Genomic DNA, 11687 nt, shown 5'->3' with positions numbered 1-11687 from the left:
GCTGGGTAGCCAAGTGCGGACGGGATAAGCGCTGAAAGCATCTAAGCGTGAAGCCCCCCTCAAGATGAGATTTCCCAGTATGTAAGACCCCTTGAAGACGACGAGGTAGATAGGTTCGAGGTGGAAGTGCAGCAATGCGTGGAGCTGACGAATACTAATCGGTCGAGGGCTTATCCAAGGTACATCTCTCAGCTAAGCAAGACCCTTCGCAAAGGTTCGTATCCAGTTTTCAGGGTGGCAACAGGAAGAGGGCCGTTGATTTAATCAACGGCCCTCTTTTTCTATATACAATCGAATGGGAGAATAGCGAATATTGGCGTGTCCGGCGTCTCGATCTCGGTTATTGCGTCAGGTCACGGGACGGTATGGATAGCGAGTAATGCAGATTAATGAGTTCGTCGAGCTTTTGGCTGATCTTCAATAAATCGGCATAGGCCATCGCGTGCGATGCGCTGGTATTGAGCAAACCGCGATAAAGTTCGATCCGTTCGTTGACGAGCGCAAGGTCCATTTGGATTACTTCCTTCGTGATGTATTTTTTAAAATTTTACACCAACAAATCGCCAATGTCTATGAAAGAAAAAACCGAAACTTCGACAGCTTTCGCTGCGGCGGAAGGCGATACGAAAGACCGTCCGGCAACGTTCGAAACAGGGCGACTGGCCGAAAGCGTTCATGGTATGATGGATGAAGCGTGCCGTCCGAAGGTTTTTTCGCATGGGGTCGATCAGGGTAAGCAGGATACGGGAGGGGATACGGATGACGCCAATCAAAGAACTCAGCGATGGCAACGAGTTTATCGGGTTTTATCTGATCAAGGAAAGCGAAATCAAGCAGACGAATACGACGCCGCCGAAGGATTTTATGAATTTGACGCTGGCCGACGCCTCGGGGCAGGTGCCTGCCAAGCTGTGGGATGCGTCCGAAAGCGACAAGGAGCAGTTCAAAGCGCTGACGCTCGTGAAGGTGCAAGGCCAAGCCCAATTGTACCGCGATAAATTGCAGGTGAAAATCAACCGGATCCGCAAGGCGACGGATGCGGACGGCGTGTCGCTGACGGATTTCGTGCGGGCGGCGCCGGCCGAGCCCGCCGCGCTCGTGGCGCGCATTCAAGAGACGAAGGACGGCATCGCGGACGCCGATATCCGCACGATCGTCGCGTACTGCCTCGACAAAGCGGGGGACCGGCTGCTGCATGCGCCGGCGGCGAAGTCGCATCATCACGCGTATTATGCGGGATTGGCCTATCACATTGCGCGCATGCTGGAGCTGGGCGAGTTTATTTGCCGGCAGCGGCCGTTTCTGAATGCGGATCTCGTGAAAGCGGGCATCATCCTTCATGACATCGCGAAGCCGGAGGAAATGGTATCGGAGCTCGGCATCGTGTCGGATTACAGCCAAACCGGCAAGCTGATCGGGCACATCTCGCTCGCATCGCTCTGGATCGCGGAAGCGGCGTTCATGTCGGGCATTCCCGCGGATTCGGAACGCGTCCTGGCGTTGCAGCATTTGGTCTTATCCCATCACAATCTCGGCGAATGGGGCAGCCCCGTTCAACCGCAAATCGCGGAGGCGGTCGCGCTGCACTATATCGATTCGCTGGACGCCAAGCTGCAGATGATCGAGGACGCGCTGGACGCGACCGCGAGCCACGAAGCTTGGACGCCGCCGGTGCGGGGCTTGGAAAACAAGGCGTTTTACCGGATGAAGCTGTAGATGCGGCTAATCGGGATGACGAAGCCTGATAGGGTTGACGGCTAACCGCGAGAACGTTGCCGCGGGGGCCGTCACGGGTTGAAGGACACGACGAGAGGGGATTTTACCGACATGATACGTTTCGGCATTATCGGCACCAACTGGATTACGGATCAATTCATCGAGGCGGCGCGTACGACGGAAGACTTCGCGCTGACGGCGGTTTATTCGCGGACCGCGGACCGGGCGGCGGAGTTTGCCGCCAAGCACGGCATTCCGCGAACGTTCACGGATATCGGGGAGATGGCGGCCAGCCCCGAGGTCGATGCGGTCTATATCGCCTCGCCGACGTCGTTCCACGCGGAGCAGGCAATGCTCTGCATGCGCGCGGGCAAGCATGTGCTTTGCGAGAAGCCGGCCGCGTCGAACGCGCGCGAGCTGGAGGCCGTGATTCGGACGGCCCGCGAGCAGGGCGTGGTGTTCATGGAAGCGATGAAGAGCTCGTTCATGCCGGGCTTCCAAACGATTCGCGAGCTGCTGCCGACGCTGGGTCCGATTCGCCGTTACACGGCGAGCTACTGCCAGTATTCCTCGCGTTATAACGCGTATAAGGCCGGAGAAGTGCTGAACGCGTTCAAGCCGGAATTCTCGAACGGGTCGCTGATGGATCTCGGGGTCTACTGCATCTATCCGCTTGTGCTGCTGTTCGGCGCGCCGGAGCGTATCGCCGCCAGCGGTACGAAGCTTGCCTCGGGCGTGGACGGGCAGGGAAGCCTAATCGCAAGCTACCGGGAAATGGAGGCGGTAATCGCATACTCCAAGATTTCCAATTCATCGCTGCCGGCGGAAATTCAGGGCGAGGACGGCACGCTGACGATCGATGCCATTAATTTGCCGCGCAAGCTGACGGTTCGCTACCGGGACGGCCGTACGCAGGAGATCGACGCGACGGAGGAAGGACTCGTGATGAGTTACGAGGCACGCGCGTTCCTGGCGGCCATCCGTGAAGGCAAGACCGAATCGTCCGTCAACACGCACGCGCTGTCGCTCGCCGTCATGAACGTGCTGGACGAGGCTAGGAAGCAGCAGGGGCTCGTATTCCCGGCGGATCTGAAGTAAGCGGAGCCCGGCGAACGGCGTCGGACCGCAAGTACGCTGACCCGCGAAGGTACATAGCAAGGTGATCCTAAGCGAAGCAAACGAAAAACGCTGCCGATCGCGGAAGAAGGTTCCGCGTTCGGCAGCGTTTTTTGGCAGAGCGACAAACGAAACGATGCGGCCTGCAGCCCGATTGGCAGCCTCGCCAGGGCAGCCGGATATTCAGCGGGGCGGAGGCTCGCGATTTACGCCTGCTGCCGGGTTAAGCGGTTCATTGCATGCGTTTGTAATGCGCCGGCGTGCCGCCGGCGATTTTTTTGAACATGCGGTAAAAGTGCGGCAGGCTCTCGAAACCGCAGGCCGAGGCGATCTCCGCGACGGTAAGGTCGGTATCCGCGAGCAGCTCTTTCGCATGCATGATGCGCTTGGCGATGATGTACTCGGTCACGTTCAGGCCGGTATGCTGCTTGAACATGCGCGAGAAGTAGGAGGGACTCACGGAAGCCCGGGACGCCAGCGCGGCCAAGCTGATTTCCTCGCCGAGCCGGCCGTCGATCTCGTTGAGGGCGTTCTGCAGCCAGCCCGGCCGGGAACCGTTCGAAGATGCGTTCGCGGCGCCGGGGGTGATCTTGCGGTTCAAGCGCAGCAGGAGCATCTGCAGCTGCAGCAGAATCGCTTGCTTATAGCCGGGCTCGCGGGCGGCGAGCTCCTTTTGCATCTCGTCGAACATCCCTTCGAGCCTTGCCCGCTCCTCCGGGAGCAGCTCGAGCCGATAGCTGCGTTTCGCTCTCGCGGAATCGAAGCATTGCAGGAAGGAATACGCATCCATGCCGATGGACGAAGCCTGGACGTACTGCCCGCTGAAGAACACGACCGAAGAGGTGAGCGGCTCGTCGGGATGCGGCAGCGTCTTATGGATCGTGTTGCCGGGGATAAGGTACAAGTCGCCGGCCTGCATTTCGTAGAACGTGTGATTGATGAAGAACGAGCCGGCGCCGCCGTGCACGTAGATGATCTCGAGCCAGTCGTGCAGATGATCCGGCAATTCGGCCTGCAAATTCTTCGTAAGGCGCAGCACGAGCTCGACCGGCAGCGCGGCATCCGCGGCGAACTGCTTGCGCATCGGGTCCATCCGCCATCAGCTCCTTGTCCGTCGTAAGCGTTTCATTGGTGCAAGAAAAGGTATATTTCCAGCGAATTTCGCAATTTTGCTGCTGTTTCTTACGCTCTATAATGAGACTATACCGGACTGAACATCGGAAGTCCAGACGAGGATACGAAGGATAGGTGAACCTGGTGGAACACGCAATTACCGTCGGCGCGGACGCGCTGTACATGGACGAGCGCGATCACGTCGCGACGGCGCTTCGGGAGATTCAAGCAGGAGAAACGATCAGCTACCGCAGCGCGGCGGGGCTTCAAGACGTAACGGCGGCGAACGACATCCCGTTCGGCCATAAAATCGCGGTGACGAACATCGAAGCCGGCGACGACGTCCGCAAATACGGGGAAATCATCGGCCGCGCGGTCACGCCGATCGCGATCGGACAGCATGTGCACGTACACAATATCGAGGGGATCCGCGGACGCGGCGACCTCGGCGCGAAGGGGACGAACTGACATGGCAAGCACGATCATGGGTTACGAACGTCCGAACGGCGAGATCGGCATCCGCAATCATCTGCTGATCATTCCGACGGTCATCTGCTCGAACCAAGTATGCAGCCGCATCATGGCCATGGTGCCGGGCGCGGTCGCCATTCCGCATCAGCACGGCTGCAGCCAGATCGGCGCGGACAAGACGCGAACGTTCGACATGCTGGCCGGCACGGGCAAAAATCCGAACGTCGGCGCGGTCATCGTCATCAGCCTGGGCTGCGAGGTCGTCGATCCGATCGCGCTCGCGGAAGAGATCCGAACGACCGGCAAACCGGTCGAAGTGTTCGATATCCAATCGGTCGGCGGGTCGGTGAAGGCGATCGCGCACGGCACGGAGCTCGCGAAACGAATGATGGCGGATCTCGCGAAGCAGGAAAAGGCGCCGGTGCCGCTGAATAAATTGAAGGTCGGCGTCAAATGCGGCGGTTCCGACGCCACGTCCGGACTCGCGTCGAACCCGGCGCTCGGCGCCGCGGCGGATGCGCTGATCGCGGAAGGCGGCTCCGTCGTCATCGGAGAGACGACGGAAATCATCGGCGCGGAGCATCTGCTCGCGGAACGCTGCGTGACGCCGGAGGTATCCGACAAGCTCTACTTTATCGTCGACCGCTTCGAGAAAGAAGTCGAACGGATGGGCGCGGACATGCGCGGCGGCAACCCGAGCCCGGGCAACATCGCCGGGGGGCTGTCCACCATCGAGGAGAAGTCGCTCGGCTGCATCAGCAAATGCGGCAAAGCGCCGATCCAGGACGTCATCGAGTACGCGGAGCGCATCCCGGAGCACGGGCTGTACTTCATGGACTCGCCGGGCAACGACATCGAATGCGTATCCGGCATGGCGGCCGGCGGCGCGCATATCGTCTGCTTCACGACGGGCCGCGGCACGCCGACGGGCGCCGCGGTCGTGCCGGTCATCAAAATCACGGGCAACAAAATAATGTTCCAGCGCATGGAAGACAACATGGACGTCGACGTCAGCGACATGCTGGACGGCAGCGCCGGCCTGGAGCAGGCGGGCGAACGGATTTGGCAGGAAATCGTGGAAGTCGCGGAAGGAAAATGGACGAAGGCGGAAGTGCTGGGCCATACGGAATTCAGCATTAACCGCATCGGACCGAGTTTGTAATCACTGTCGGAGGTGCTGACCTACATGGGCGCGGAGAAGTACAATTGGCTGGATCTGGACTATCGTCCGGCATTGCCGCAGCAAAAAGACATGGGCATCGCCATCATCGGGGCCGGCGAAATCGTGGAAGCGTGCCATTTGCCGGCTTACGAGATGGGCGGTTTGCGCGTCATCGGAATCTATGACCTGAACCGGGAGCGCGCGGAGAAGCTGGCCGCGAAATTCGGGATCGGCAAGGTGTACCGGGAAATGGACGAGCTGCTGGCGGATCCCGAGGCTCGCTTCGTCGATCTGGCGGTGCCGGCGAAGGTGCAGCCGGGCATCGCGGAGCGCGCGGCGGCGGCGGGGAAACACATCCTGTGCCAGAAGCCGCTTGCGGAATCGTACGCCGATGCGGTGCGCATCGCCGAGGCGTGCGAGAAGCATGGCGTCAAAGGCGCGGTGAACCAGCAGATGCGCTGGTCGCCGAGCATTCGGGCGAGCCATACGATCATCGGGCGCGGCTGGCTGGGCGAGCTGCTGCAGGCGACGATTCAGGTGAACGTGAAGCAGGACTTCGCGAATTGGGGCTGGCTGCGGGAGATGCCGACGCTGGAATTCATGTACCACAGCATTCATTACATGGATGCGATCCGGTTCCTGTTCGGCACGCCGGAGTACGTCTACGCGGACGGGGCGCGGTTCCCGGGCCAGCGCACGGTCGGCGAGACGCGAACGCTGCTGCACGTCAAATTTCCGGGCGAAGCGCGCGGCTTGATTCACGACAATCACAATCACATCGCCGGCGAGGACGACTGGTACGCCACTTACCGGTTCGAAGGCACGGAAGGCATCATCAAGGGCACGAACGGCTCGCTGTACAACTATCCGATCGGCCGGGAGGATACGCTGAGCTTCCACACGCGCGCGATCCACGAGGATTATTGGTTCACCCCGCGGCTGCACGGCAAATGGTTCCCGCATGCGTTCATGGGCACGATGGGCGAGCTGATGCGCGCCGTCGAGGAAGAGCGCGAGCCGGAGAACAGCGTGGCGGACAACTTGAAGACGATGCAAATGGTGTTCGGCGCGTACCTGTCGATGAAAGAAAATCGGCCGGTGACGCTCGCGGAAATCGCCGGACAACGCTAATATTGCCGCCTCGATCGGACGGCGGAGCACGGAAGGGAAGCGCGGCATGCGCTTCCTTTTTTGCGTTTTTGAGGATAGGAAGCCGCGGCTTGCGGGGCCGCCCGAATGGCAAGTATTCTGCGTGCGCTTCTGTCGACGCTTCGCGCCATGCCAAGAGCGTAACGAATAATGTTTTCCAAAATAACATTAATAATTAACAAAAATTTTCAGTAAATATGCATCCATCTGCCTATATTCGTAATGAAAGAGTAGGACTCAAGCAATTAATTGATAAATTCTAGCAAAATTATGATTGATAAATGGTTAACGATCACGTATTATCGATCTGGATTAATAACTGAAAATTGTCTCAACTGTAAATATTTAAATCTAACATGGCGTGAGAGATGAAGTCAAATGGATGGAAGATTCGAACCCCGACCGACTATGAGCTATTTTTATGGAATGACCTTCTATGAAAATGGTTTCATATAAATGAAAACTAGGAGGAACGTTATGCATCATCGCAGGGTTGTCGCAAAAGCTTTATCTTTCACGCTCGTATTTGCTTTACTCGCCGGTTCGTTGTTCGGCAGCCTGGCGAATGCGTCGCCGGGTACGGGCGTCGGCGTCGAGCCGGCTCCGGCCGCAGGTCAACCGGCCGTACAGGATGCCGCGTCGGCGCAGTTCGAATCGCTGACGCCGAGCGAATCGAACGTTACGATCGCCTTGCCGGACGGCAGCCATGCGATTACGGTCGACGCGACGTACAAGGACGGTTCGGCGAAGGACGTGACGACGCAAGGCGTCTGGACGTCGATGGATCCCGCGATCGCCGTCGTAGACCGCGGCGTCATTACGGCGAAAGCCGCCGGCTCGACGGAAGTGCGCTTGAATCTCGGCGACGCCGTCGTGAACGTGCCCGTCACGGTTACGACGGGCGCTGCGGAAGACGCGCCGCAGCAGGCGGAGCCAGCGGAACCGACGCTCGTCACGTACTTGCTGTCCACGCTGAACGTGTTCGTCGAAGCGGACACGAACTTTCCGGTTCATCTGCACGGAACGTTCTCGGACGGCTCCACGCGGGATATTACGGCCGATGCCGTTTGGAGCACGGACGACTCCGCGATCGCCACCGTGTCGCACGGCATGATCAAGGGCGTCAAAGCCGGCGAATCGACGTTCGTCCGCGTCAAATACGGCACCATGCCGACGCTGTCGATCGCCGTCACCGTGCAGAAGGAGCCGATCCCGTTTCAGCTGTTCGGCCTCCTGCTCTCGGAGGACGTCCTGAAGCTGATGGAAACCGACGCGCCGCATAAAATGTACGCGGATCTGGAATACCCCGACCAGGACCGGTACGAGGTGACGAATCTCGGCAAATGGTACTCGGGCGACGAAGCCGTGGCCACGGTCGACGCCAACGGCGTCATTACGCCGGTCGGCAAAGGGATGACCTATATCTACTTCGAGTATAAATACACGGCGCCGACCGGCAAGGAAGGCGAAGACGGCTACGACGACGGGCTGCTTGTCACGTCCGTCCAAGTATTCGTCGGCGGCCCGATCAAGCTGGAGCGCTTCACGCCGGATATGCAGCAGCAGCTGGACCTCGACACGCCCGTGACGCTCCCGCCGCGGAGCTTCCAGGAAATCACGATCATGGGCGTCTACTCCGAGGATCCGCGCACCGGACAGAACTATAACGCCGACGACGTCACGGGCGACGTCGAATGGACCGTCGGCGATAAATCGATCGCGACGATCAACGACGCCGGCCGCATCTTCGCGGGCGCGAAGGAAGGCACGACGACGATAACCGGTCGTTATTTAGCGTTCGAGCCGTTTTCGTTCCAGGTGACGGTGACGAAGGAAGCGGCCGCAAGCCAGGTGCTGAATCTGGTGGCCGAGCCGACGTTCGTCGAAATCACGGACGGCAAGCCCGTCCGGCAGCCGATCATCAAGGCGATCTACAATGACGGCACGGTCGAGGACGTCACGTCCCGAATCGCCGACGACGCTTGGCTCGCGTCCGACCCGTCGGTCGCATACCGCGGCAACGACGGCAGCATCGTCGCGGAATCCGCGGGATCGGCCGTTGTAGGGGCCATTTATAATGACCAAATCGCCATCATTCCGGTCATCGTGAAGCAAGCGGAGCCGAAGACGGCGACCTCCTTAACCGTGACCCCGGGTTCGCTAAGCCTGCAGATCGGGAAGCAGGAAGCGCTGTCGGTCGAAGCGGAGATGGCGGACGGCGAGCGGCTGGACAAAACGGCAGCCGCCGCTTATCGCTCGGCCAATCCGCAGGTCGTCTCCGTCAACCGGAAGGGCGAGCTCACGGCGGTCGGCAAAGGTACGGCGGCGATCGAGGTCGCGTACGGCGGCCAGCTGCGGACGATCACGGTCGAAGTAGCCGCGACCGCTGGGATGCCGGCGGAGCAGCCGGAGACGGCGCCGAAGCGGATTACCGGCGTTACGGTAAGCGAACCGCAGGTAACGCTGGACGTAACGGGCGGTCCTCGCGCGGTAACCGTGCAGGCTGCTTATGAGGATGGGACGAGCGCGAACGTTACGGCGCAGGGTAAATGGTCGACGCAGGATGCCGGCGTCGCGACGGTCAAGGACGGCGTCCTGACGCCGGTCGCGCCGGGGTCGACCCGCGTGCATCTGGCGCTGGACGGCGCGGTCGTCGCGGTTCGGGTCACGGTGAAGGACGGCGACTTCTCGTCCAACGTCCGCATGGCGGACGAGGGCGCGGCGGCGGAACCGACGGTCGATGCGCTGCTGCTGTCGACGACGAAGGTTTTGGTGGAGAAAGGCGCCACCTATCCCGTTCAACTGCTGGCCGTCAAGAGCGACGGCACGACGGAGGACGTGAGCGATCAAGCGCAATGGTCGGTGTATGACACGGACATTGCCGACGTGGTCAAGGACAACGGCGCCGTCGGCATTCTCGGCAAGTCGACCGGGACCGCGAATCCGGATCAAGGCTATCAGAAGTTCGGCCGGACGACGCTGACCGTCGCGTACGGCGACTTCACGCCGACGATCGTCAACGTGTCCGTATCCGAGAAGCCCGGCGAGCCCGACGTGCTCGACATCGGCTTCCGGACGTCCGAGTACAATTGGTATTTCGAAGGGTCGTCGTTCCGGCTGTACAAGGGACAAGCGCCGTATGAGCTGAAGCCGTTCGCGCTGGATACGACGGGCGAAACCTTCTCGGCGGACGGCGGCCAATGGACGTTCTCGCAGCCGGGCATCGTGGCCGTGAATGACGCCAGCGGCTTCGAGGCCCTGGCGACCGGCGAGACGGACGCTGTCTTCACGTACGAGCAGTTCGGCGTGACCTACTCGCGCACGCTCCACTTCGAGGTTGTCGACCTGCAGGGCATCCAGTCCGATGCGGATCAAGAAGACGGCGTCTATCGCGTCGACGTCCACCCGCAAGGGTCGTCGCTCGTCGGCTTGAACGAAACGGTCACGGATCAAGACGGCCAATCGCATGTCGGCCCGTTGTCCGGGTTCGTCGACTGGCAAATCGAGGACCCCGAGCTAGTCGCGGTGTACGACGAACAGCCGTATGTCCGTTTCGTCGCCGGCACGAAAGAAGGCACGACGCGGGTAACCGGCACTTACTTCGGCCATACGATCGCGTTCGACGTGACGGTCACGAAGAACCCGATCAAGCCGAAAATCATGACAATCGTCACGGATCCGACGCATTACGTCTTCGATGATGCCGCGGACCAGCCGGTCGCGCCGGTCGTCAAGGCCATCTACAGCGACGCGACCGTACAGACGCTGGACAATGCGGATCTGACGTGGTTCAGCGGCGATCCGACGATCGCCGACCTGACGGAAGACGGCAAGATCATGCGGACGAATCGCAAGGGCGGTACGAACGTCGTCGGCCAATACAAGGGCATCCCGGTAAACGTTCCGGTCATCGCGACGTACTCGGACGCGACGCCGGTCGCGACGGGCTTGACCGTAACGCCGGACCTGAACGCGATGACGGTCGGCGGCACGCAGCCATTGAAGGCGACGGCGACGATGAGCGATCTGAGCGAAGTCGACGTGACGGATCTCGCGATGTTCGAATCGAAGAATCCGGACGTGGCGACGGTCGGCACGGACGGCGTCGTGACCGCCGTCAAAGCGGGCACCGCGAAATTGCGCGTCTATTACTGGGGCTTCAACGAGTATCTGACGGTTACGGTTTCCCCGGCCAGCTCGGGCGGCGGTCCCGGCACGATCATTACGCCGCCGGCGCCTCCGGCAACGGACGATCCGGATCAGGATGCGACGCCGGAAACGCCGGTGCTGCATGACGCCGTGGACGGGGCGTCCGTGAAGGACCGCATCGGCAAAGCATTGGCCGACGCGACGCCGGTCGCCTTCAGCGACGTGCCTGCCGCTTCGTGGAGCGCATCGGCGATCGCCCTGGCGGCGAAAGCCGGGTTCGTCGAAGGCTACGCGGACGGTTCGTTCGCGCCGAAGAAGAACGTGACGCGCGCGGAATTCGCCGCCATGCTGGCGAAAGCGCTTGGCCTCGGCGAAGCGGCGCCTGAGTCGTTCACGGACGTGAAAGCCGATCATTGGGCGCATGGCGCCATCGGCGCGCTGAAAGCGCTGGGCTTCATTAACGGGTACGGCGACGGCAGCTTCCGTCCGAACCAGCCGATTACGCGCGCCGAGATGATCGCGATCCTGGCGCGGGTCATCGATTTCGGCAAAGCCGCCGGAGACAGTCCGTTTACGGACGTGAACGGCCACTGGGCGGAACCGGCGATCGCGGCATTGACCGAAGCGGGCGTCGTCAAAGGCAAGGCGGAGCATGCCTTCGCGCCGAACGCGAACGCGACGCGCGAAGAGTCGGTCGCGCTCATTCTGCGGGCGCTCGACGCGTGCTTGAACTTGGGACTTGAACTTTAACGGATTCGAGAAGCGGTTTTGAAAGCAGGCTTGTCGGCATAAAAAGCGGGAGGCGCAAGTT

At 60.7% G+C, this 11687-nt stretch carries 8 protein-coding genes and 1 rRNA gene; 7 read left to right on the top strand and 2 right to left on the bottom strand.

The features are described from left to right. Nucleotides 1-178, top strand: a 23S ribosomal RNA gene (locus tag I8J29_RS30120); the annotation flags it as partial. 162 nt (nt 179-340) lie between these two features. Here I8J29_RS30120 and I8J29_RS30115 read toward each other — a convergent pair. Continuing rightward, a complete protein-coding gene (locus tag I8J29_RS30115) occupies nt 341-511 on the bottom strand; it encodes a Spo0E family sporulation regulatory protein-aspartic acid phosphatase (protein ID WP_090648771.1) in 171 nt (56 codons plus the stop codon). Nucleotides 512-759: 248 nt separating this feature from the next. Here I8J29_RS30115 and I8J29_RS30110 point away from each other — a divergent pair, with 248 nt between their 5' ends. Beyond that, nucleotides 760-1716 (top strand): 3'-5' exoribonuclease YhaM family protein, encoded by a 957-nt coding sequence (locus tag I8J29_RS30110; RefSeq protein WP_208851006.1) that lies wholly within the window; start codon nt 760-762, stop codon nt 1714-1716. A 111-nt stretch (nt 1717-1827) separates the two neighbouring features. Further along, entirely contained in the window at nt 1828-2814 is a 987-nt protein-coding gene (locus I8J29_RS30105) for a Gfo/Idh/MocA family protein (protein WP_208851005.1), read from the top strand. 250 nt (nt 2815-3064) lie between these two features. Here I8J29_RS30105 and I8J29_RS30100 read toward each other — a convergent pair whose 3' ends face one another. Further along, entirely contained in the window at nt 3065-3925 is an 861-nt protein-coding gene (locus tag I8J29_RS30100; protein WP_208851004.1) for an AraC family transcriptional regulator, read from the bottom strand. 164 nt (nt 3926-4089) lie between these two features. Between I8J29_RS30100 and I8J29_RS30095 the strand changes: the two genes are divergently transcribed. The 4 genes from I8J29_RS30095 to I8J29_RS30080 all read left to right on the top strand — a co-directional run bounded on the left by I8J29_RS30095 (nt 4090) and on the right by I8J29_RS30080 (nt 11626). After that, nucleotides 4090-4413 (top strand): UxaA family hydrolase, encoded by a 324-nt coding sequence (locus tag I8J29_RS30095; RefSeq protein ID WP_338113317.1) that lies wholly within the window; start codon nt 4090-4092, stop codon nt 4411-4413. Between the two features lies 1 nt (nt 4414). After that, complete coding sequence (locus tag I8J29_RS30090; RefSeq protein ID WP_208851003.1) at nt 4415-5578, top strand: UxaA family hydrolase; 1164 nt, start codon at nt 4415-4417, stop codon at nt 5576-5578. A 24-nt stretch (nt 5579-5602) separates the two neighbouring features. Next, complete coding sequence (locus I8J29_RS30085; protein WP_208851002.1) at nt 5603-6709, top strand: Gfo/Idh/MocA family protein; 1107 nt, start codon at nt 5603-5605, stop codon at nt 6707-6709. A 495-nt stretch (nt 6710-7204) separates the two neighbouring features. Beyond that, entirely contained in the window at nt 7205-11626 is a 4422-nt protein-coding gene (locus tag I8J29_RS30080) for an S-layer homology domain-containing protein (protein ID WP_208851001.1), read from the top strand. The last annotated feature ends 61 nt before the right edge of the window (nt 11627-11687 follow it).

The organism is Paenibacillus artemisiicola, from assembly GCF_017652985.1.
In the GTDB taxonomy this organism is placed as follows: domain Bacteria; phylum Bacillota; class Bacilli; order Paenibacillales; family Paenibacillaceae; genus Paenibacillus_Z; species Paenibacillus_Z artemisiicola.
This window is presented reverse-complemented; position numbering and strand designations above follow the sequence as displayed.

Bases quoted from the DNA above. Each gene is read 5' to 3' on its own strand.
- I8J29_RS30110 (WP_208851006.1), top strand. From the start codon at position 760: ATGACGCCAATCAAAGAACTCAGCGATGGCAACGAGTTTATCGGGTTT.
- I8J29_RS30085 (WP_208851002.1), top strand. From the start codon at position 5,603: ATGGGCGCGGAGAAGTACAATTGGCTGGATCTGGACTATCGTCCGGCA.
- I8J29_RS30115 (WP_090648771.1), bottom strand. From the start codon at position 511: ATGGACCTTGCGCTCGTCAACGAACGGATCGAACTTTATCGCGGTTTG.
- I8J29_RS30100 (WP_208851004.1), bottom strand. From the start codon at position 3,925: ATGGACCCGATGCGCAAGCAGTTCGCCGCGGATGCCGCGCTGCCGGTC.
- I8J29_RS30080 (WP_208851001.1), top strand. From the start codon at position 7,205: ATGCATCATCGCAGGGTTGTCGCAAAAGCTTTATCTTTCACGCTCGTA.
- I8J29_RS30105 (WP_208851005.1), top strand. From the start codon at position 1,828: ATGATACGTTTCGGCATTATCGGCACCAACTGGATTACGGATCAATTC.
- I8J29_RS30090 (WP_208851003.1), top strand. From the start codon at position 4,415: ATGGCAAGCACGATCATGGGTTACGAACGTCCGAACGGCGAGATCGGC.